18 protein-coding genes and 1 tRNA gene are annotated in these 20693 nt (G+C 59.1%); 5 read left to right on the top strand and 14 right to left on the bottom strand.

The window, feature by feature from the left end; genetic code table 11:
- Nucleotides 1-3: 3 nt before the first annotated feature.
- From ACWHXT_RS05430 to ACWHXT_RS05410, 5 genes are all read right to left on the bottom strand, one after another.
- Complete coding sequence (locus ACWHXT_RS05430) at nt 4-1467, bottom strand: sodium-dependent transporter (RefSeq protein WP_447957535.1); 1464 nt, start codon at nt 1465-1467, stop codon at nt 4-6.
- 197 nt (nt 1468-1664) lie between these two features.
- Nucleotides 1665-2009, bottom strand: coding sequence for an AtuA-related protein (locus tag ACWHXT_RS05425; protein WP_447957534.1), 345 nt, complete (start codon nt 2007-2009; stop codon nt 1665-1667).
- Nucleotides 1996-3396, bottom strand: coding sequence for an acyclic terpene utilization AtuA family protein (locus ACWHXT_RS05420; protein WP_447957533.1), 1401 nt, complete (start codon nt 3394-3396; stop codon nt 1996-1998). The genes ACWHXT_RS05425 and ACWHXT_RS05420 overlap by 14 nt, the downstream gene beginning before the upstream one ends.
- Before the next feature lie 10 nt (nt 3397-3406).
- Entirely contained in the window at nt 3407-5302 is a 1896-nt protein-coding gene (locus ACWHXT_RS05415; RefSeq protein ID WP_447957532.1) for a TRAP transporter permease, read from the bottom strand.
- A gap of 22 nt (nt 5303-5324) precedes the next feature.
- Nucleotides 5325-6290: a TAXI family TRAP transporter solute-binding subunit gene (locus tag ACWHXT_RS05410; RefSeq protein ID WP_447957531.1), complete on the bottom strand. Its 966-nt coding sequence runs from the start codon at nt 6288-6290 to the stop codon at nt 5325-5327.
- A 350-nt stretch (nt 6291-6640) separates the two neighbouring features.
- Here ACWHXT_RS05410 and ACWHXT_RS05405 point away from each other — a divergent pair, with 350 nt between their 5' ends.
- From ACWHXT_RS05405 to luxS, 4 genes are all read left to right on the top strand, one after another.
- Nucleotides 6641-7534 (top strand): LysR substrate-binding domain-containing protein, encoded by an 894-nt coding sequence (locus tag ACWHXT_RS05405; RefSeq protein ID WP_447957530.1) that lies wholly within the window; start codon nt 6641-6643, stop codon nt 7532-7534.
- A gap of 74 nt (nt 7535-7608) precedes the next feature.
- The gene (locus tag ACWHXT_RS05400) at nt 7609-8886 is read left to right on the top strand and encodes a M20/M25/M40 family metallo-hydrolase (protein WP_447957529.1); all 1278 of its coding nucleotides are present in this window, start codon (nt 7609-7611) and stop codon (nt 8884-8886) included.
- Between the two features lie 279 nt (nt 8887-9165).
- The gene (locus ACWHXT_RS05395; RefSeq protein ID WP_447928485.1) at nt 9166-10620 is read left to right on the top strand and encodes an SLC13 family permease; all 1455 of its coding nucleotides are present in this window, start codon (nt 9166-9168) and stop codon (nt 10618-10620) included.
- Nucleotides 10621-11906: 1286 nt separating this feature from the next.
- Nucleotides 11907-12431 carry an S-ribosylhomocysteine lyase gene (gene luxS / locus ACWHXT_RS05390; RefSeq protein ID WP_447928484.1) on the top strand — a complete coding sequence of 175 codons (525 nt, stop codon included), beginning with the start codon at nt 11907-11909 and terminating at the stop codon, nt 12429-12431.
- Nucleotides 12432-12519: 88 nt separating this feature from the next.
- Here luxS and ACWHXT_RS05385 read toward each other — a convergent pair whose 3' ends face one another.
- The 3 genes from ACWHXT_RS05385 to dcm all read right to left on the bottom strand — a co-directional run bounded on the left by ACWHXT_RS05385 (nt 12520) and on the right by dcm (nt 14941).
- Nucleotides 12520-12792 carry a hypothetical protein gene (locus ACWHXT_RS05385; protein WP_447528199.1) on the bottom strand — a complete coding sequence of 91 codons (273 nt, stop codon included), beginning with the start codon at nt 12790-12792 and terminating at the stop codon, nt 12520-12522.
- Nucleotides 12793-12976: 184 nt separating this feature from the next.
- The gene (locus ACWHXT_RS05380) at nt 12977-13435 is read right to left on the bottom strand and encodes a very short patch repair endonuclease (RefSeq protein WP_447957528.1); all 459 of its coding nucleotides are present in this window, start codon (nt 13433-13435) and stop codon (nt 12977-12979) included.
- A gap of 75 nt (nt 13436-13510) precedes the next feature.
- Nucleotides 13511-14941: a DNA (cytosine-5-)-methyltransferase gene (dcm, locus tag ACWHXT_RS05375; RefSeq protein WP_447957527.1), complete on the bottom strand. Its 1431-nt coding sequence runs from the start codon at nt 14939-14941 to the stop codon at nt 13511-13513.
- 273 nt (nt 14942-15214) lie between these two features.
- On the opposite strand from dcm, the gene ACWHXT_RS05370 reads away from it, so the two are divergent.
- Nucleotides 15215-16423 (top strand): MFS transporter, encoded by a 1209-nt coding sequence (locus tag ACWHXT_RS05370; protein ID WP_447957526.1) that lies wholly within the window; start codon nt 15215-15217, stop codon nt 16421-16423.
- A 222-nt stretch (nt 16424-16645) separates the two neighbouring features.
- Here ACWHXT_RS05370 and ACWHXT_RS05365 read toward each other — a convergent pair.
- From ACWHXT_RS05365 to ACWHXT_RS05340, 6 genes are all read right to left on the bottom strand, one after another.
- Nucleotides 16646-16733: transfer RNA gene (locus ACWHXT_RS05365), tRNA-Ser, on the bottom strand.
- Nucleotides 16734-16825: 92 nt separating this feature from the next.
- Entirely contained in the window at nt 16826-17329 is a 504-nt protein-coding gene (locus ACWHXT_RS05360; protein ID WP_447957525.1) for a YiiD C-terminal domain-containing protein, read from the bottom strand.
- A gap of 12 nt (nt 17330-17341) precedes the next feature.
- A complete protein-coding gene (locus ACWHXT_RS05355) occupies nt 17342-17902 on the bottom strand; it encodes a nitroreductase family protein (RefSeq protein WP_447957524.1) in 561 nt (186 codons plus the stop codon).
- Between the two features lie 59 nt (nt 17903-17961).
- Complete coding sequence (gene queF / locus ACWHXT_RS05350; RefSeq protein ID WP_447957523.1) at nt 17962-18795, bottom strand: NADPH-dependent 7-cyano-7-deazaguanine reductase QueF; 834 nt, start codon at nt 18793-18795, stop codon at nt 17962-17964.
- 15 nt (nt 18796-18810) lie between these two features.
- Nucleotides 18811-19584 carry an ABC transporter permease gene (locus tag ACWHXT_RS05345; RefSeq protein WP_447528192.1) on the bottom strand — a complete coding sequence of 258 codons (774 nt, stop codon included), beginning with the start codon at nt 19582-19584 and terminating at the stop codon, nt 18811-18813.
- Nucleotides 19581-20543, bottom strand: a complete 963-nt coding sequence (locus tag ACWHXT_RS05340) for an ABC transporter ATP-binding protein (protein WP_447957522.1) — start codon at nt 20541-20543, stop codon at nt 19581-19583. The genes ACWHXT_RS05345 and ACWHXT_RS05340 overlap by 4 nt, the downstream gene beginning before the upstream one ends.
- Nucleotides 20544-20693 lie beyond the last annotated feature (150 nt).

Below are 20693 nucleotides of genomic sequence, written 5' to 3'. Positions count from 1 at the left end.
CCATCAGGGCGCTTTAAGCGCTTGGCGAAGCCGCGGGCTTAAAAGCTCGCCCAGAACGATCATCACCAGCAAAATGGCCAGCAGCCACGGCCAGTGCTGGGTGAACGTCACGCTATAAAGCGCTAGCTGGTCGGCAAAGATCACGAGTATGCCCAGCGGGCTTACGTAGCGCGCCATCAAAAGCCACAGCGCGTAGAGGCGCGGGTTCAAACCAAGCTCTTCGCGCATGACGGTATTTTTGAGTAAGAAGCCCGCAATGAGCACGGTGCCCAACCCGCCCAGCGGCATCATCCAGCGCGAAGTCAGGTAGTCCAGCCAGTCGAAGAACGTCTTTCCCGCCAGCGTCCAGTCCGCGCCCAGGTTGAACGAGAGCATCGCCGCGGTGCTGATCAGCCAAAGCACAATACCGGTACTCACCGCCGCCGATAAGCGCGAAAAGCCCTTGTTATCGCAAAGCCAGGAAATGGTGGCCTCCACCATCGAGATCGACGAGGTGAGCGCGGCCATGGAAAGCATCATGAAAAATAGCGCCCCGAACAGCGTCCCCAATGGCATTGCTTGAAAGGCGATGGGCAGGCTCATGAAAATCAGCCCCGGCCCACCGGCCGGGTCCATACCGTTGGCAAAAATCACCGGGAAGATGGCAAGCCCCGCCATGAGGGCCACGACAGTGTCCGCCAGCGCCACGCTCAACGTCGTGCGGCTGATGGAGGCGGTTTTGGGCAGATAGCTGCCGTAGGTCAAAATGGCGCCGGCGGCCAGCGAGAGCGTGAAGAACGCGTGGCCAAGCGCCGCCAGCATCGCGTCGCTGGAGAGGCTGCCGGCGTTGAACGAGAACAAAAACGCGAAGGCCTCATTAAAGCCGCCAGAAAAGGCGCCAAACCCGATCAATATCAGCAGCATGATCACCAGCCCCGGCATCATCCAGCGCACGCTCTTCTCGATGCCTTGCTGAACCCCGTTACCGACGATCACCATGGTGGCAATCGTTACCAGCGTGCTCCAAAAGCCAAGGTTCCATGGGTTTTCATTGTTGGCGTCGAACACTGCTGCCAGCGCCTCGACGCTTTCCCCGTTCAACCCGCCGGAGAGCGTTTTCCAGAGATACGAGAACGACCAGCCCGCGACGACCACGTAAAACGACAGGATCATGAAGCCGCACAGCATGGACATCCAGCCAAAAAGCGACCAGAACGACGAGCGCCCGGACTCGTTCACCACCCGGCGAAAGGCATCGACGGGGCTCCCCTGGCCGCGCCGCCCAAAGGCGATCTCGGCCATCATCACCGGCACACCGACCGCCAAAATACAGACCAGATAGACCAGCACGAAAACACCACCGCCGTATTCGCCGGTCATGTAGGGGAACTTCCAGATATTGCCAAGCCCGACCGCCGAGCCGGTCGCGGCGAGCATAAAGCCCCAACGGCCTAACCACTGCGCGCGCGGTTGATCAGAAGACGCCATGCTTTTTCATCCTGTCCATGAAAAAAAGGCGTTATCCTGGAGGATTTTCCGCTAAAAGCCCAGGACTTTTACCGGCCAGGGCCTGGGGGCCCGGGCGTTAAGCCGCTGGGCGCCAGGCGCCTGGCGCTTTAAAACCACCGGCATCACCTCGCCAGGGGCTTCTCGCCGTCAGGGCCATACGGAGTACCCGGTTAGCGCTAAAGCTCCACCCCCAGCAGCAGATAAGAGAGCGTCTTACCGTGGCCATCGAGGTTCAAGGCGCCGTTGACGCCGCCCTGAAGCACATCGTCGATGACGAAATTCATACCCGCCAAATTCGGCAGCAAGTAGCGCTGGACACGGCTGGCGCCGCGATGGGCAAAGAGCGCGAGCACCCGCTCCTCGGTAAGCGCCTCGACCAGCCGCGCGTAATCCGCCGACTGGTAGGCAAAAAGCGCGATGTTGAGCCGGTCGCCCTTGTCCCCGGCCCGGGCGTGCGCCAGTTGGTGAAGGGGCACGGTGTCGAGGCGTTGCGCCGGGGTCGTCTGGTCAGCTTGCAGCATGGGCGACACCTTCTTGATGGTAAGATTGAAACAGCTCGGCGTAGTCGTGGATATCGCTACGTTTGACCAGATAAGAGGCGGTGAATACACGGCGCTGGAACTGGCGCCGGACGCCGCCACCCCCCGCTGGGCCGGCGCAATAAAGCGCCAGAAGCTCCTGGGTGGCGCGGGCCACCCAGCGCCGTTCGGCGTGCTCCGCGGCCAAGCGAAGGCGGTAGTCGCCACTTGAAGAGGCGGGGGCCGCCAGCCGCTGCAAGGCGCCGTCGTCGCTGTCGAACACGCTCGTAAGGCCGATGATGTCGAAGCGGGTACGAAGCTCCGCCGGCGCGCGAAACGCCAGGCGCTCGCGCAAGGTTTGGGCGGCCAGCTGGGCCCTGCCCAGCGCATTGGGCCCGGCGTAGGAGATCTCGGCTTCGCCCTGCCAGCCGCCTTCGTAGCACACGGTGGTTTTCAAGCGCTCCGGGGCGGGCTTGCCGCGAATGCCGCTGACCGCCACCCGATCCGGGCCGACCTGACGAACCGTGGCGTTGGAAAGATCGACCACCACGTCCGGGGTCAAGTAATTCGCCGGGTCGTGGACTTCGTAAAGCAGTTGTTCCTTGACGGTCTGCTCGGTGACGCAGCCGCCGCTGCCCTCGGGCTTGGTGATCAGCAGGCGGCCATCTTCTTCCACCTCGATGATGGGGTAACCCACCGTGGCAAGCCCGGGCACCTCCTTGACGCCTGGGTCGGCAAAGTAGCCGCCGCTGACCTGGGCGCCGCACTCGGCCAGGTGGCCGGCCATCATGCCGCAGGCCAGCCGGTCCCAGTCGTCCCAGCGCCATTTGAAATGGTGCATTAGCGGTGCCAGGAAAAGCGCCGGGTCCGCAACGCGCCCGGTCACGACGATGTCCGCCTCCAGCGACAGCGCCTCCACCAGTGCCCTGGCGCCCAGGTAGACGTTCGCGGAAATGAGCGCGCTCTGTTCGGGCAGCGTTTGGCGTTCGGCCTCCCACTGAGTCAGGTCGAGCGCGTGCAGCCGATCACGAATGTCGTCGCCGTACACCTGGGCAATCGCGATATCCGGACAGCCCGCCTCCACTGCCAGGCGGCGGACCAGCTCGCACGCCCCTTTGGGGTTCGCCGCACCGAAGTTGCCCAGTATCTTGATACCGTGCTCGGCGCAGTCACGCAGAACCGGTGGCAAGAACTCCTCGATCAAAGGCTCGAACCCCTGGGCCGGGTCTTCACGCATGGCCCGGTGCGCCGCCGCCAGCGTGCGCTCGCCCAGGGTTTCAAAAGCCAGCGCCGCCGGCTGTTGGCGCTTGATCAGCTCCGCTACCACCGCTTCGGCGGCATCGGTACGATCACCCGAGAACCCTGCGCCACTTCCCAGTAGAAAACTCATGATGTGCTCCTTAAACAGCCGAGGCCGGCGGTGTTGGCGCCGCAGATGCAGTGTCGGACGCCAGCAACCGGCGCCGACGCAGGAACAGCGCCACGATGATCACCAGCGCACTGAGCGTGGTCAGCCACCCGGGTATCAGCGCAAGGCCGATCACCAGTGCAAGTGCCAGCGCATCGACCACGCGGTGGCCGGTCATCGCCACGCGGGACATGAGCGCGGCAAAGGCCACCACGAAGACCACGCCCTGAGAGCTCGCCAAAACGATATCCCAGGCCGAGCCAAACCCCGCCAGCGCCGGGTAGATCAGCAGCAAAAAGGGAATGACGTAGATCGCGGCGGCCAGGCGCACCGCTTCGACCGCCGCGGGCAGCCAGTTGGTCCCGGCAATGCCCGAGGCGACGAATACCGCGATACACACCGGCGGCGTGATGACCGAAAGCGTGGCGAAGTAGAAAACGAACAGATGCGCGATGAGCGGCTCGACACCGACGGTGGTCAAGGCCGGCGCCAGCACCGAGGCCACCAGCACGTAGGCGGCGGTGGTGGGAATCCCCATCCCCAGAATCAAGCACACTCCGCCCACGATCAGCGCCACGAGAAAGAGCGACTCGCCCCCCACGTTGACGATCAAGCTGGCAAGCGTGACGCCGATACCGGTCATGCCGATCATGGCCACCAGAATCTGCGCGCCGGCAAGCAGTACACCGATGATCACCATGCCCTTGCCCGCATCGACCAGCCCGCCCAGCAGCTTGCCGGCGATCTCTTTGAGCGGCATCCGGGCAATCAAGGCAAAAGGCACGAAGGTCAGCACCGTCATCAGGATGCCGTAGAACGCCGACATCTGAATGGAGCGCCCGCTCAGCACCCCGTAAAAGAGCCCGCCCAGCGCCGCCAGAATGGGAATGATGCGCTCCATACGCAGTACATCAGACCAGGGCGGCAGCTCGTCTTCCGGCACTACTTTCAGCTCGCGGCGCTTGGCCACCAGATGAATCGTCAAGAACACACCCAGGTAGAAAAGCACCGCCGGCAATAACGCCGCCAACGCAATGCGCAGATAACTCTCACCGATGATCTCGGACATGATGAACGCCGCCGCCCCCAGAATGGGCGGGGCAATCTGCCCACCGGTGGAGGCCACCGCCTCCACGCCCGCGGCGAAGGGGCGCGGATAATCGAGGCGTTTCATCATCGGAATGGTGAAGTTACCCGTAGTGGCCACATTGGCTACGGCGCTGCCGCTCACCATGCCAAAAAGCCCCGAGGCGACGGTCGCCACCTTGGCGGCCCCGCCCGGCGAGCGCCCGCTGATGCGCAGCGCCAGATCCATGAAGGTATTGCCGCCGCCGGTATGCAGCAGCAAACAGCCAAAGAGGACGAACGCGGCAATGGTCGTGGCGGCCACGCCGACCAGCATGCCCCACACACCCAGATCCCCCAGGTAGATCGTCTCGGTCATGTAGTAAAGATCGAAACCGCGATGACCCAGCGGCCCCGGAATATAGGCGCCGAACCAGGCGTAGGCGAGCCCAGCGACCACTAACAGGGGAAATATCCAGCCGATCGCCCGGCGCGAAAGCTCCAGAATGGCGATGAGCAGCACCCCGGTCAGCGCCATGTCGCGCGGCGAGGCCCAGGGCAGCTCGACGAGTATCTGTTCGTGGTTGAGCGCCACGTAGCCGCAGGCCAGCACCACGCCAATGGCAAGTAGCGCATCGATCATAAGCCCCGCCGGGCGCCAGCGCTTGCCATCGCCCAGGGGGTAGACGGCAAGCCCCAGCAGGATGACCAGCGCGAGAAAGATACTGCGTTGAACCAGGCTCTCGAAGGGCCCGGTGGCGGAGGTAAAGAGGATCAAGCCCCCAAGCGAGAGGGCCAATCCTTTAACAAGAGCATCGCGCATGAACATCCTCACTGGTTAGCCGTTACTGCACGGGCTGCAAGGCATCGGGAATATCAAATCCCTGTTCTTCGAAATAGCGCGCCGCCCCCGCGTGAAGCGGAACCGTGCCGACTTCCAGGGTCATTTGCGCAATGTCCGCATCGCGCATGGCGGCGAACGCGTTGACCTGGGGTTCCGGGTTCTCCATTACCGCCTTGACGATCTGATAAGCGGTCTCTTCGTCCATATCGGGATGCGCGTGTACGGCTACGCCAAACGCCCAGGTGGTGTAGCCGGGGATACCGTCAGCGGCGCCTTCGGGCACGTCGACAATGGCGATGTCCGGCATTTCGTCGCGCAGCGTTTGTGCCTGCTCGTCGTCGAGGGAGAGCACGCTGATCGGCGTAAAGGTCGCGATATCCATGGTCGAGCCATCCAAACGATCACCCACGCCGGATTTGACCGAGCCCATCACGCGACCATCTTTCATGGCATCGACGATGTCGGTGGTCGAGCCCCGCACGTAGTCCGGCGAGATGCCCAACGTTTCCATGACGGCCTCGGTGGTCTTCTCGGTGGCGGAGCCGGTGATCCCCGGATTGAAGCGAACGCCGTCCAGCTCACCAAATGACGTGACGCCGGCATCTTCGCGCATGACCGCGTTTTGCGGCGATACGGTGTACACCCACAGCAAGCGGTTATCGACGGGGCGACCTTCGAAATCCTGCTCGCCGGCGTAGGCCTGATAGCCAATATTGGTGGTCACCAGCCCCATATCGATCTGGTTACGCCCCAGGCGGCGAAGGTTATCCACCGCGGCGCCGGTTTCCGCCACCGAGGAGCTGATGCCGTCGATCTGGTTGTTGATGATCTGGTTGACGGCGACGAAATAGCTGTAGTGGCTGGACGAACTTGAGGTCGAGCCTATCAAGAGGCGTTCGTTGGCGTGGCTGGTGGCAGCAGCGAGCAAAGCCGTGCCTGCGATAACGGCGGTCAGTAGCGTTTTCATGTCAGCTCCCAGGCCCGTATGAATGAGCCTTTCTTGTTATCAGACGAAGGTATAAGTCCTTACATAACAACGCTTTTTTAAAAGCGATGCTTAACGATGGAAGGCCGACATGATTTTGTATATTAAATTGTTTTTATCTTTGGTTTAATTATTTAAAACGTCATGAAAAGACTTTCTAACCCGTTATGTGTGAAGGATTATTGGCGCCAACGGCCGTCTCAAAAGAGCATTAAAGATACTTTACATAAACTAAAGTATAGGCCTCGAGGGTATGCAAAAGTCCCGAGTCCCCTCCCCTTTAGCTCTCTTTAATACAATGAAAGGCATTCGATCTGTGTTTTAATTTCTAAATGACTACCAGCATAAAACAACTGCAGGTGTTCGTGGCGGTGGCTCAATCGCGTAGCTTTGCCGAGGCCAGCGAGCGCGTGCATCTTTCCCAACCCGCGATTTCCATCGCGCTGCGTAAACTCGAGGAGAACGTGGGCGGGGCGCTGTTTGCGCGTACCAGTCGCCAGTTGGCGCTGACACCGGAGGGCGAGGCCTTTCTGCCTATCGCCCTGCGCCTACTTGGCGACTGGAACGAGGCATTCGAAGACCTGAGCCAGCACTTTTCGAAGCAGCGCGGCAAAGTGGCGGTCGCGGCTCTTCCTACTCTTGCCGCAGGGCTATTTCCCAAGGTCGTCAAGCGCTTTCACGAACGCTATCCGCGTATTAACTTGAACCTACACGACGTACTGGCGGATCAGATCAATCAGATGGTCCGGGAGGGGCGCGCGGACTTTGGCCTTTCCGTCAAACCCCAGGACTCGGACGACTTAACGTTTGAACCTATTCTGGTGGATCACTATATGGCGGTCTTTCCCGTCGGCCACCCGCTTGGCAAACAGCAGCGTATCGAATGGGCGCAGTTGGGTCGCTATCCTTTTATAGGTATCAATCGACTCTCCAGCTCCCGTCAGGATATCGACCGCACAATGGAAGAGGTCAACGTGAAGCTCGATATACTCTGCGATGCAAGCCAGATTGCCACCGTGGGGAGAATGGTCGCCGCGGGGCTAGGCATTAGCGTGCTGCCCGCCTTGAGCTTTCGCCAAATAGCCGTGGAAGGCATCGATTACCGCCCTCTACACAGTCCCGAGACCCCGCGTGAGCTGGGTATCGTACTGAGCCGGCGCCATCCGCTTTCTAGCGCAGCTCGAACGCTTTATGAAATGATTCACAGCGATAACGAGTTCGCCTAAACGCGACCGGCTTACGTTTTCAACAGAATGTGCCAGACTAACTAGCCTGGTAACGACAAGATGGAGAATATTACATGAGTGATAGCGCCAAACCCTGGACGCAGCCAATGCCCGACGCGCAGTTCGATGTGATGCGCGACATTATCTCGGCCCCCAGCCCGGTCGGTCTGGAAGGCGCCATGACCTATGGCGTATTGAAACCCTACTTCGAGAGCTTTGCTCCCACGGACTGGAAACTCCACCAGTACCGGGGTAACGCCGGCGTGGTACTGGATACGCATCCGGGCCGCGACGACATGTTCAAGGTGATGCTGGTAGGCCACGCCGATAAAATCCGCATGCAGGTGCGCTCGATCGGCGAAGACGGCAAGATCTGGATCAATACCGACTCCTTTTTGCCCACCGTGCTGATCGGCCACGAAGTGATTCTGTTCAGCGAAGACCCGGAGGCCCCGGGCAGCTATCGCCGTTTGGAAGGCGGCACCGTCGAGGCACTGGGCGCCATTCACTTTTCTGACCCAGGCGTTCGCAGCGGCGAAAAAGGCATCAAGAAAGAGCAGATCTACCTGGATTTGCAGATCCACGGCGAGAACAAGAAGCAGCAGGTGCTGAACCTGGGCGTGCGCCCGGGGGATTCGATCATCTTCAACCGTCCGATCAAGAAAGGCTTTAGCCCGGACACCTTCTACGGCGCCTACCTGGATAACGGCCTGGGCTGCTTCGTCACGGCGGAAGTGGCCAAACTCGTGGCCGAAGCCGGTGGCACGAACAACGTGCGCGTGATGTTTGCCATCGCAAGCTACGAAGAGATCGGCCGCTTTGGTAGCCGCGTGCTGGCGGGTGATCTCAAGCCCGATGCGTTGATCGGCATCGACGTGAACCACGACTACGTGGCCGCCCCGGGCATTGGCGACAAGCGCATGCAGGCGCTCGAGATGGGCAAGGGCTTCACCATGTCCGTGGGCTCGGTGGCCAGCGAACAGCTCAACCGGATCATCGCCGAAACCGCGCGCCAGCACGACATTCCCATGCAGCGCGATATGGTGGGTGTGGATACCGGTACCGATGGCATGGCAGGCGTGCTGGCGTCGATCGATAGCGCCGCGACCTCGATCGGCTTTCCCACGCGCAACATGCACACCATCTCGGAAACCGGCAACACCCAGGATGTGCTCGCCGCGATTCACGTGCTGGCCGAAGCCATCAAGTTGCTGGACAACGTCGACGATATCGAGCGGCTGTTTTACGACAACCACCCCCGGCTGGATCAGGCCAGCACCCTTGGCCATCAGGGCAGTGACAAACCCAAGGAAGACGACGAGAACGACGAAAAGAGCGACGCGAAGAAGTAGCTCTCCCGCCCCGGCCACTGGCCGGGGTTTTTATTTTCCCCCTTCCTTATGCGCGTTGTTGATCTGGTTTATTCACTCTCAGCGCCTATCCGCTGGATACTCGATTTGTTTTCTGCGCCGCCCCGAAGGCGCGGATAGCATCGTGTGCCTGACACTGGGCTGCCCCTGATTACGACCAAAGTCTTAACCCTGCCACCAACGTTCAATAGACCAAGGTGGTAGGATTCACGCGTGAAAAACACCTCCGTTTGAGCCACTTGATATTGATTGGAGCCAGGTATGAGTGCGTTAACCCAAGAGTGGCGCCGCTGGGTGCCGCTGTTGGCGGGGCCGCTGCTGTTTGCGTTATTACAGTTTGCGATGCCCGCCACGCTGATCGATCCCATGCCACGCATCGTGCTGGGGCTGACGGTCTGGATGGCCGTTTGGTGGGTAACGGAGCCGGTGCCGATCCCGGTGACCTCCTTTTTGCCCATGGTGTTGCTACCCCTAACCGGCGTAATGGCGATGGACGAGGCGGTGGTGGGCTACGCCAACCCGGTCATCTACATGTACATGGGCGGCTTTATTCTGGCGATCGCCATCGAGCGCTGGAACCTGCACCGGCGTATCGCGCTTTCCATCGTCAACCGTATCGGCAATAGCCTGCGCAGTATCGTGCTGGGCGTGTTGATCGCCTCGGCGTTTCTCTCCATGTGGATCTCCAACGCCGCCACGGCGTTGATGATGCTGCCCATCGCCGTGGCCCTGCTGGGGGAGCTTGACGAGCGCGATCAGTTCGAAAAGAACCAGCGCGACGCCTTTGCCCGGACGTTACTGCTCACGGTGGCTTATGCCGCCTCGATCGGCGGGCTGGCGACGATCATCGGCTCGGTGCCCAACGCCATCGTCGTGGCGATGATTCCGCAGTTCTTCGATGTCGAAATCAGCTTCTTGCAGTGGATGATTTTCGCGCTACCGCTCACGCTGCTGCTGCTGGCCTTCTTGTACGTCTACCTGACACGGGTGTACTCGAAGGTGCCCAACACGCGTTTGGAGGTGAACTTCGTCGCCAAGGAGCTCGAGGCGCTTGGCCCGATCACCCGGGATGAAAAGCGCGTGCTGGGGGTGTTCGTGTTGACCGCCCTTGCCTGGGCACTGCGCGGCTGGCTGGCGCCCTTTTTCGATCTACCGCTCAACGATACGCTCATCGCGATCATCGCCGCGATTTCCCTGTTCATCATCCCCGCCCACAGCGAAAAGCGCAGCCTGCTCGTATGGGACGACATGAAAAATCTCCCTTGGGGGCTTTTCATTTTGTGGGGTGGGGGCATGTCACTGGCGGCGGCGTTCAGCGCCAGCGACCTGACCGGCTGGATCAGCGAACAGCTTCAGTTGCTGGATGGCGTTAGCTACTTCTGGCTGCTGCTCTTCATGGTCCTGCTAATGCTCTTTTTGACCGAGATCATCTCGAACACCGCGACGGCGAACATGGCGATTCCCATTACCGCAGGGCTCGCCTCGGCGATTACCACCGGCAACCCGCTGGGGCTGATGATCGCCGTGGCGCTGGCCACGACCTGTGCCTTCATGATGCCGATCTCGACCCCGCCCAACGCGGCGGTCTTTTCGAGCGGGCGTATCTCGATCAAGCAGATGGCCAAGGCGGGCTTTGCCATGAATATCGTGAGCGCGTTCGTGATCACGGTGTTCGTCTATTTCATTGTACCGCTGTTACTGCCCTCGCCCCTTTAAAAGCATCGACCAAAAAAAGACCCGGCCTGTTGGCCGGGTGCTAGTACGAGCACGTCCTCCCTAAAAGCTTTCGCAACGTCCACTGTTGCGCTTCCCTGGTGTCGCAGGCCTCCTGCCCGCCTCTCCTGGCACCATCCCGGTGCTATCACCATCATGCCCACCCAATGTGTCACGCGTATGACCAAATAAATATCGGCTCTCCCCAACATGACACACTGGCCGCACGACTTGGCGCCCCTTATGCCAAGCGTACCAGGGCTTTAGGGGCGAGCCTTTTACGCAGACCCCTGCCTTGCTTACCAAAGCGGCATGAACACTCCGCTTGGCCCATTTGCGGCGCCTGTACATAAGGCCTGCTAGCTCGACCCCACGCTTTCGAGGGCGCATAAAAAAGCCCCGGCCGTTAACGGCCGGGGCTTGATCGAATTCTCCCTAACTCTGCTACATAGACATCCTGTCTAAACATCCTTGTGCCCGTGAATGTCCGTATTCACCCTTCCTTCAAGCTTCTCCCTAAGCAGTGCGCACACCTTGAGGCCTATCCACTTTGAATGATCTATCCCAGGTTAACCAATTCGATAAACTGCCGGTTATTTGGGTCAAAGAGGAAATAAACCCTTGTCCAGGGGCGAATATTTCACTTTTCCTCTACCGGCATCATTTCGGTACTAGGCAGGTACAACAAAAATACAATTTTATCTTGTACACGTCTTGGCCCTGTTCTATAGTCTGTAGTGTTCGCGGTAAGGAAACCGCTTCGCGAAGGATCGCTCGTTCAGGAAGAACGATATCATTCAAGGAGTGAACGTACTCAGGATGAGTACTTAGCGTTCAAGGACGAAAAAAGCTCAAGGTAGAGCGTTAAAGTCTCAAGGAAATGAGAAGCTCAGGAAGAGCAGGCAAAACACACGGACGGTCCCCAGAGGCAACGAAAAAGCACCCTTTCAAAGGGTGCTTTTTCGTATCTATTGGTTGGGTGCGGCGGGTTGCCCCCCGTATGCTCACAACGGGGGCGACGGAAAACAACCGCGCCTGTTAGGCGTTATAGGGTCCCCTGGCAATGGTGGGCGTGCGCAACGCAGCGCTTTGCACTACGCTAAAGAAGTCTAACCACCTATCAGGAAAAGAAAATGCCCTCTACCACCGCCATCGTTGTTATCATCGTCATTATTGCCATACTGGGTATTGGTTTTAGCGGCGTGCTGCCTTTCTAAGCACCCCATACTACTCAGACGGGCTCACGGGCGCTTGGCGCCCGGCTTTCCATTGATGACACAGGAGCTCCCATGCCCTTACTCGATAGTTTTACCGTCGACCATACGATCATGAACGCCCCGGCGGTTCGCGTAGCGAAAACCATGAACTCCCCTTCCGGCGACACGATCACCGTGTTCGATCTGCGCTTTAACAAGCCCAACGCCGAGATGATGGGAGAAAAGGGTATTCACACGCTGGAGCACCTGTTTGCCGGCTTCATGCGCAACCACTTGAATGGTGACGGCGTCGAGATTATCGATATCTCTCCCATGGGGTGCCGTACGGGTTTCTACATGAGCCTTTTGGGTAGCCCTTCGGAAGAAAAGGTCAGCGACGCCTGGCTTGCCTCCATGCGCGACGTGCTCAATCTCGAGCGCATGGACGAGATTCCCGAACTCAACGAGTACCAGTGCGGCACTTACACCATGCACTCCCTCGATGACGCTAAAAGCATTGCCCAGGACATCGTCGATAAGGGTATTGGCGTCAACAAAAATGACGATATCGCGTTAAGCGCCGAGCGCCTGGCGGAACTGGGCAACGACGTAAAATAAGCAGCCCCGTGCCACGAAAAAGCCCCGCTATCGCGGGGCTTTTTTATGCGGTGCCGAAATGAACGGCCCGCCTGACCTCAACACAGGATTAGAGCTGCGCGTCGAGCCACTTCTTCACTGCGAACTGATCCTGAGAGCCTGCGGGCAGCTCGTCGCGAATCAGCTCTTCACCCTTATGCAGCGCCGTGATGGGCGCCGATGCGGAAAGCACCATGTTCAGCATATAAAGCACTTCGTTACCCTGCTTGGGGTCGAACGAGGTGCTTTCTTCCGGCTCACCGCTGACCCGCGGGTCGTTACCGGGGATATCGTCCCATTGATAGTGGTCCAGGCTCAGGTTGATACGCTGAAAGTCCGCCATTTTATACCTCGATCATCCAATGAATGTTTTTGCTCCATTACAACCGGCCGTTTTTCACGGGCCGCGTTGTCGCTAGCTGTATTAGCGTAGCAAAGATATGAGATTTCGCGCGGTAAAACCCGACGTTTCACTGCCTGCAGACAGGCGCGGCAAGGCTTTGGCCGGCAAACCATAGCTTGGTTATTCAATCCCTGACCCGCGGCGGCTTCTCGGGCCACTCATTTAGCGAAATTTCGCCCTCAATGGCGTCGATCACTTCATCGAATTGATCCGCGCAGTGTTTGAACCCGCACTCCCAGACCACGATGACCCGCCAGCCCAGGGCCTCGAGCTCAGCGCGTTTGCGCGCGTCGCGCTCCACGGTCTCGCCCAGCTTTTGCTGCCAGAACGTTTTTTGACTCGCCGGCGTGGTCGCGTAAAAACAGCCTTGGTGACTGTGCCAAAAACAGCCGTTCACGAACAGCGCCACCTGATAAAGCGGCAGTGCGAGATCCGGTTTGCCAGGCAGCTCTTTGGAGTGGGCCTCAAACGATATATAGCGCTTTTCGAGCTCGCTCTGAACGAACCGTTCCGGGGCGGTATTCTTGCCCTTGATGGAAGCCATCATTTTCGATCGCGTAAAGCGATCAACAATGTCCGTCATGGCGCTGCTCGACAGTGAGGTTTATAGAGTGACACGGGCACCTGGTAAAAGTGCCCGTGGCGTCTCGATCAGTCTCTACACTTCTTTGTACCTATCTTGCTCGATTTCGACAGCGGCAAGAATTCGCGGCTCCATCAGCTTGGCAACGGCTTCGAACACCGGGACGACAACGGAGTTGCCAAACTGGCGGTAAGCCTGGGTATCCGACACCGGAATGACGAAGTGGCTATCACCGGGCTTATCAAAGCCCATCAACCGGGCACACTCCTGAGGCGTCAAACGCCTGGGCCGATACTGCTGGTTGGCATCGCTGTAGAAATCCTGGCCTTGATCGAAGCCGCGGTCCACCAGAATTTCCGAGCCATCCTTGTGGTAACGCGCGGAAAGAGTACGGGCTACATCGTGATGACGGGTGAGGCCAAAACCGAAGCCGTTCCCCTTCTCGCGATGCTTTTGCGCGTATTTATAAAGATACTCCCAAAGCTTTGGCGTCAGGATGTATTTGTCATCCACTTTCGCATCGAGAATATCCCCAAAGGAAGGCGGCTTTTCCGGGTACATGTTGGCGATGTCTTTCAGGGTAAAGCCTCCATGCACGTTCAAATCACGCCTAAAGCCCACCAGCACGATCCGTTCGCGGTGCTGCGGTATGAAGTGCTTGGCATCGATGACCTTCGGGTCGCGCCCCTTGGGCACATCGACGTCGGCTACCTCATAACCAAGCTCATCGAGCGCCTCGCAAATCACCCGAAAGGTTTTGCCCTTGTCGTGGCTTTTGAGGTTTTTCACGTTCTCCAGCAAAAAAGCCGCGGGCCGCTTGGCCGCTAGAATCCGCGCCACATCGAAGAAAAGTGTGCCCTGGGCATCGCACTCGAAACCGTGCTTGCGGCCCAGTGAGTTCTTTTTCGATACCCCCGCCAGAGAAAACGGCTGACAGGGAAATCCGGCCAATAACACGTCGTGGTCCGGCACCTGCTGATCAATATGTTTGTAAGCGGTGTCTTCATCGATCTCGAGGTTCGCACTCAGGGTGATCTCGCGAATATCCTCGTTGAAGCGGTGCTTTTGCGGGTCGCAGAAGTGGTTGGCCTTGTAGGTGCGAACGGCGTATTTGTTCCACTCGGAGGTCAGCACGCACTCGCCGCCAATCGCCTCGAAGCCTTTTCTGATCCCACCGATGCCGGCGAACAGATCGACGAAGCGAAATGCAGGCTTGAGATCGTTGGCCTTGGGCGTGGGCAACATACTGATCATGCGCCGGTAGGCGGCGTGGGTAACCCGGGGCTCGGCCTTGCCTTTCGCCCAACGGTTGATGGTTTCCCGACACCAGCTGCCTTTATCGACTTCCGCCAGCGCTTCGGCGATGGTCCGCTGATCATAGATTTCCAAAAGCCTATCCAGCAACGCCTTCTCGTCAAGCGCCTCATAGGGCGACACCCCGGCGCCCATCGGGGCTTGGGTAGCGTGTGAATCGGTTTCTTTGTCGAAGTCGGAAAGCAGCGCCATGGTTTTTCTCTGGGTCAAGTGTGTGACGAGAGGTCACGATTGTAGACGCGCCATACGCTATCCGCGAGGCTTTTAAGGCAAAGCTGGCTAGCCTTCCGCCTTTTCCCGTTGGCGTATCAGGCTAAAAATCCGTTACGAACCAGTGGTCCCAGCCAATTGGCCTAAGCCATTGTAAAACCTACCTTGGCGCCATAGGCTATTAAAACAGCATGCTCTTATGTGCCTCTCAATAAGACGACCCTCTATCCAACAAAACGAACAGAAGAGCCCAACATGACTGAGTTGGCCACACGCCATAGCTCGCGTAACACCCATGTATTGACGATTTTCACAGCGGTAACGAACGTTGGCGACGGGGTACTTAAAGTCGCGCTGCCCGTCATAGCCACCACCCTCACGCAATCTCCCCTGCTTGTATCACTAGTCGCCGTGTCGATGACGCTGCCCTGGCTATTGGCAGCGCTTCACGTGGGCGTGGTGGTCGACCGAATGGACCGGCGACGGCTGCTATGGGCTTCAAGCATCGTTCGATTGGGAATTCTGGCCGGCCTATTGCTAGCCGCTCTCTACGGCTACCTGGGGCTGGCGGTGCTGCTCGCGGTAGGTTTATCGCTTGGCATGACGGATGTTCTCACTCAGCTCTCGGCCTTCGCCCTGGTGCCGGATGCCGTGGGCAAAGCGGACCGCGAGCGGGCCAATGCATGGATGACGGGCGCCGAAACGGTATGCAACGAGTTTTTGGGTCCACTGATTGGCGGCGCTTTGATCACTGTCGGCACGATCTACGCGCTAATGGTCGGGCTGGGCAGCTATGCCAGTGCCGGTGCGGTCCTTTGCCTGTTAGTCGGCATCGCGAGCGTGCCTCATCGCCAAACAGCGAGACGAACATCGATGCATCAGCAGATCGCCGAAGGCATCGCTTATCTTTGGCATAACAAGGTGCTGCGCCTAATGGCACTGACACTACCGATCATGTCGGCGAGCTGGGCCGCCTGGTTCGCCCTGATGCCTCTTTATGCAAGCCAAGTCATGGAGATCGATGCCGGCACCTATGGCTTCATGGTCAGCGCCCTGGGCGTGGGCGGCATCATGGGCGCCATACTGGCACGGCCGCTGAATCGATTGCTGGGCCGAAAGCCGGTCATGGTGCTCGATATCGTTGGCACCATTCTTCTCGTCGGGGTTCCAGCGCTCACCTCCGAGCTTTGGCTGATTTCCCTGGGCGCGTTCCTTGGCGGCCTTGGCGGCACTTTATGGGCCGTTAACTCTCGGACGATCAGCCAGCAACTGGTCCCGTCCCACCTCCTGGGCCGTTACAGCTCGGCGGCACGAATGCTTCAGTGGGGCGCCATGCCGCTGGGCTCTCTACTCGCCGGCGGGCTGGCCGAATATTTCTCTATCGAGTTTGCCCTGGGCGTGTTCTCGGTCGCGTCATTCTTGCTGATTCTTCCCTTCTGGACACTCTTTAGCTACCGGGAATAGTTTAAAGTCACTTCCTACCCACCCCGGGTTCGACCCTGCCAGCGCTCTCGCTCTACCAGCCAAGCGTAAGGATGTATGAAGTGCTGGACAAAGTGCCAGCAGGGAGTCGCACCCCAAGCGCCGTGGAGCTCACAGGGGAGCCTGCAGGACGTTCGAATGTGGGGGGAAGTCGTCCAAACAAAAAAGCCCGCTGATCGAAATCAGCGGGCTTTTTAAATTCTTTGGCGGAGGGGGAGGGATTCGAACCCTCGAAGCCTTGCGGCTTACACACTTTCCAGGCGTGCTCCTTCGACCACTCGGACACCCCTCCGCATTTTCGCTCTTGGGTAAGGCGTTGCCTTTCCCTATAGAACGGCGCGTATTCTATGCGGTAAGACGTTAAATGGCAAGTCTTTTCCGCAATCAAGCCAGAACCGCGTAGGTGCCGGTGGCTTGAAAGCAGAGAACGTCGTGGCAATAAAGCTCTTGCGCCAGCGCGATGCGGCCCTTGCCGCGGGTACTAAGGCGCTCGGCAAGCTCCTCTGCCCCTTCCGGTTTGGCGGGTTTGCAAATGAGGCGATAGTCGTCGGTCACCGGGGCTAAAAACTTCTGGCTGGCATCGGCCACCACGACGTCGCGAGATAGGCCCTGCTGGCGAAGCCAGAGTGTGGCCCAGCACCATCCCTGCAGCGTGGCCTGCGCGGTTAATGCCCCGCCAAAGCCGGTGCCCTTATCGTTGAGCGAAGGCGTTAGCGCAAGCTCCCAAAGCAGATGGCCGTTACTTTGGCTCATCTGCTTGAGGCCGAGGGATTCGACCATGGGAATCGCCTCGGTCAGCCACTGCTGAAAGGCGCCAAGGTCTTCTCTGCCCTGCTCGGGAAGCGCTAACCGAGGGTAAGGTAGCCCGGGCTTACGTGATTTGCTCATGCGCCCGGCTCCCTAGCTCCAGCGCTCGACGAAGTTAGCGGTGTCGTGCTGCGCCAGCGGCTTGTGACGGCCACCGAGGGTGCCCAGGTAGATAAATGCCACGACCTCGTCGTCTTCCGCTAGGCTCAACCCTTTACGCACGACCGGATCAAACGCGTACTTACCGCTACGCCACATCGCCCCCAACCCCAGGGCATGAGCGGCCAGCAAGATGCCGTGGGCGGCGCAGCCCGCGGAAATCACCTGCTCCATTTTGGGCACTTTGGCAATATCCGGCGTGACGCTTGCGATGACCGCGATGATCATCGGTGCGCGCAGCGGCTTTTGGCGGGCGGCGCTCAGGGTGTCGTCCGTAGCGCTGGGGTCTTCCTGGAACTCCGCCTCGGCAAATAGCTCGCCCAAACGCTCGCGCCCTTCTCCACTGAACTCGATGAATCGCCAGGGGCGAAGCTCCTGATGGTCAGGCGCGCGCAGCGCCGCCTGATAAAGTGCCTCGAGCTGCTCAAAGCTTGGCGCGGGCTCGGTGAGCTTACCCATAGAGCTTCGCTCGTGAAGAAGCGTCAATGCATCCATACTACGGTCCTTGGGTTGGGCCTTGAGGGGGCGTTAGCGCTCTACTCTAGCGCAATGCCTTACTGCCTTGCCAGACGCAGCGACCCGGGCGGCGCCATTCCCGGCGTTGCCCGCCAGGGGCTGATATCCAGCCCGCCGCGGCGTACGTAGCGTGCCAGTACCAAAAGCTCGGAAGGCCCTGTACGCTGCTTAAGGTCGGTGAAGATATGCTCTACGCAGTGCTCGTGGAAATCCTGATGCTGACGAAAGCCGATCAAGTAGCGCAAAAGCCCTTCGCGATCGATTTTGGGGCCCTTGTAGCGAATCATGACGCTACCCCAGTCCGGCTGGCCGGTAACCGGGCAGTTGGATTTTAGAAGATGCGAGTAAAGCGTTTCTTCGACCACCTCGGTGCCCGCGCTTAAATGCTCGGCGCTCGGCGTGTAATTATCGACGGCGATATCCAGGTCGTCGAGGCACTCGCCGGGCAAGCGTGAAGGCGTGAGTGCCTGATCATCTACCTCGAAAAGCTCAACGCCAACGGCTGCCCCGGCCACGCGGGAAAGATCGCTGGTCAGCACCTCGATGACCGCCTCGCGGCTCTCGAAACGGGTCTGGTTGAAGCTATTGAGGTAAAGCTTCCAGGACTTGGATTCGATCAGGTTGGGCGAGCTTGCAGGCAGCGTAAACCTGGCCACGGCGACCACGGGCTTGCCCCGCGCATTGAGCCAGGAGACCTCGAAGGCGTACCACTCGTCTGCCCCAGTAAAAGGCAGCGCGGCGTCATCGATGCCTAGCGGCGCGCGATTGGCGGCGCGGGCAATGGCAAAGAGCAGACCCGCATCGTACTGCTGCGGGTAGGCAGAATCGCGCCCCAGGGGCGCGTGTTCCAACGTATCCGGGCGATGTGCCATGAAATACTCCTTCGATTAGCTGCGAATACCATGACCGCGCTCGAGCATGGTCAGCGCAACGCCAAACAGCACGACGATGAACGCAAAAATCGCCGCCAGCGCCCAAACGACCGGGATGTCCGACACGCCCAGAAAGCCATAGCGGAAGACGTTCACCATGTAGAGAATCGGATTCAGCATGGAGATACTTTGCCAGATATCCGGCAGCATCGAGATGGAGTAGAACACCCCGCCAAGATAGGTCAGCGGCGTGAGAATGAAGGTCGGCACGATCGAGATATCATCGAACTTGTTGGCCAGTAGCGCGTTGATGAACCCGCCAATGGAAAATAGCGCCGAGGTCAGCACGACGACCAGCACAGTCAAAAGAGGATGCTCGACGCTCAGCCGGGTAAAGAACAGCGAGACCACGGTGACGATCAGCCCCACGCCCAGGCCCCGGGCCATGCCGCCCAAAATGAAGCCGGAGAGAATCACCCAATTGGGCATCGGTGAGACCATCATCTCCTCGATCGAGCGCTGAAACTTGTTGGAGAAGAAGCTCGAGGCAACGTTGGAGTAGCTGTTGGTGATCACCGACATCATGATCAGCCCAGGGACGATGAAATCCATGTAGCTAAAGCCGTCCATCGCGCCAATACGCGAGCCGATCAGGTTACCGAAGATGATGAAGTACATCGCCATGGTAATGGACGGCGGCAAGAGCGTTTGTGGCCAGATGCGTGTAAAGCGCTTGATCTCCTTGACCACCAGCGTCCAAAGCGCGATCAGGGTTTGGGTCGCATTCATGATGTCGCCTCCGGGCTGCGCTTTTCATCGATCGGGTTTTGGCTGCCTTCCACCATCGACACGAACATCTCCTCCAGGCGGTTGGCGCGGTTACGCATCGAAATCACGCTGATGCCCTGGGCGCTTAGCGCATCGAATACCGTATTGAGCGACTGGCCGCGCTGAATGGCCAACGAAAGCTGAGAAGGCTCTACTTGCTGGATCTCGAAGCCGTCTATTTCGGGTATGTACTCGATAGGCGCGGCCAAATCGAGCAGGAAGGTTTCGGTATCGAGCTCGCCCAGCAGCTCACGGACGCTGGTGTCGCGCACTATTGCACCGTCATTGATGATGGCGATGTTACGACAAAGGCTCTCCGCCTCTTCCAGGTAGTGCGTGGTGAGAATGATCGTGGTGCCCTCGTCGCGATTGAGGCGACGCATGTATTCCCACATGCTGCGGCGAAGCTCGATATCAACGCCGGCGGTCGGCTCATCGAGAATCAATAGTTTGGGCCGGTGCATCAAGGCGCGGGCGATCATCAGGCGCCGCTTCATGCCGCCGGAGAGCATCCGCGCGCTGCCGTTGCGCTTGTCCCAAAGCCCCAGATCGGTCAGAAGCTGCTCGGCGCGGGGCAGCGCTTTGCTGCGCTTCATGCCGTAGTAGCCCGCCTGGGCCATCACGATATCCAGCACCTTCTCGAACTGGCTAAAGTTGAACTCCTGGGGCACGACGCCAAGCTGATATTTCGCCTTGGCAAAGTCCTTATCGATGTCGATACCAAAAATGGACACCTTGCCTTCGGACTTTTGCACCAGCGAGCACACCACGCCCAGCGTGGTCGACTTGCCGGCGCCGTTCGGCCCCAGAAGCGCAAAAAAATCGCCCTGTTGGACGTCAAGATCGATGCCTTTGAGGGCGTGGAAGCCGTTGCCATACACCTTGGTAAGGCCACGGATAGACAATGCCGGTTCGGCCATGGAATGTCCTGTCAGCAAAAGAGGGGGCACAAAAAACGCTAGAGGCAACCATATCGGGGCACGAGGTGCTTTTTTCAAGCCACTGTTTCAACCACTGTGCTCTGCGCGGCGCTATTAAGCGACAGGCGGGCAGAAACGTAATTTTTTGTG

Source organism: Vreelandella halophytica, from assembly GCF_968193635.1.
Note: the sequence above shows the minus strand (reverse complement) of the source record. Positions and strands in the feature narration are given on the sequence as shown.

What these genes read in the sequence shown, in the direction of transcription:
- ACWHXT_RS05430 (WP_447957535.1), bottom strand. Translation starts at nt 1,467, where the DNA reads ATGGCGTCTTCTGATCAACCGCGCGCGCAGTGGTTAGGCCGTTGGGGC.
- luxS (WP_447928484.1), top strand. Translation starts at nt 11,907, where the DNA reads ATGCCCTTACTCGATAGTTTTACCGTCGACCATACGATCATGAACGCC.
- ACWHXT_RS05400 (WP_447957529.1), top strand. Translation starts at nt 7,609, where the DNA reads ATGAGTGATAGCGCCAAACCCTGGACGCAGCCAATGCCCGACGCGCAG.
- ACWHXT_RS05410 (WP_447957531.1), bottom strand. Translation starts at nt 6,290, where the DNA reads ATGAAAACGCTACTGACCGCCGTTATCGCAGGCACGGCTTTGCTCGCT.
- ACWHXT_RS05385 (WP_447528199.1), bottom strand. Translation starts at nt 12,792, where the DNA reads ATGGCGGACTTTCAGCGTATCAACCTGAGCCTGGACCACTATCAATGG.
- ACWHXT_RS05395 (WP_447928485.1), top strand. Translation starts at nt 9,166, where the DNA reads ATGAGTGCGTTAACCCAAGAGTGGCGCCGCTGGGTGCCGCTGTTGGCG.
- ACWHXT_RS05415 (WP_447957532.1), bottom strand. Translation starts at nt 5,302, where the DNA reads ATGCGCGATGCTCTTGTTAAAGGATTGGCCCTCTCGCTTGGGGGCTTG.
- ACWHXT_RS05425 (WP_447957534.1), bottom strand. Translation starts at nt 2,009, where the DNA reads ATGCTGCAAGCTGACCAGACGACCCCGGCGCAACGCCTCGACACCGTG.
- ACWHXT_RS05355 (WP_447957524.1), bottom strand. Translation starts at nt 17,902, where the DNA reads ATGGATGCATTGACGCTTCTTCACGAGCGAAGCTCTATGGGTAAGCTC.
- ACWHXT_RS05340 (WP_447957522.1), bottom strand. Translation starts at nt 20,543, where the DNA reads ATGGCCGAACCGGCATTGTCTATCCGTGGCCTTACCAAGGTGTATGGC.
- ACWHXT_RS05405 (WP_447957530.1), top strand. Translation starts at nt 6,641, where the DNA reads ATGACTACCAGCATAAAACAACTGCAGGTGTTCGTGGCGGTGGCTCAA.
- ACWHXT_RS05360 (WP_447957525.1), bottom strand. Translation starts at nt 17,329, where the DNA reads ATGAGCAAATCACGTAAGCCCGGGCTACCTTACCCTCGGTTAGCGCTT.
- ACWHXT_RS05345 (WP_447528192.1), bottom strand. Translation starts at nt 19,584, where the DNA reads ATGAATGCGACCCAAACCCTGATCGCGCTTTGGACGCTGGTGGTCAAG.
- queF (WP_447957523.1), bottom strand. Translation starts at nt 18,795, where the DNA reads ATGGCACATCGCCCGGATACGTTGGAACACGCGCCCCTGGGGCGCGAT.
- ACWHXT_RS05380 (WP_447957528.1), bottom strand. Translation starts at nt 13,435, where the DNA reads ATGACGGACATTGTTGATCGCTTTACGCGATCGAAAATGATGGCTTCC.
- ACWHXT_RS05370 (WP_447957526.1), top strand. Translation starts at nt 15,215, where the DNA reads ATGACTGAGTTGGCCACACGCCATAGCTCGCGTAACACCCATGTATTG.
- ACWHXT_RS05420 (WP_447957533.1), bottom strand. Translation starts at nt 3,396, where the DNA reads ATGAGTTTTCTACTGGGAAGTGGCGCAGGGTTCTCGGGTGATCGTACC.
- dcm (WP_447957527.1), bottom strand. Translation starts at nt 14,941, where the DNA reads ATGGCGCTGCTTTCCGACTTCGACAAAGAAACCGATTCACACGCTACC.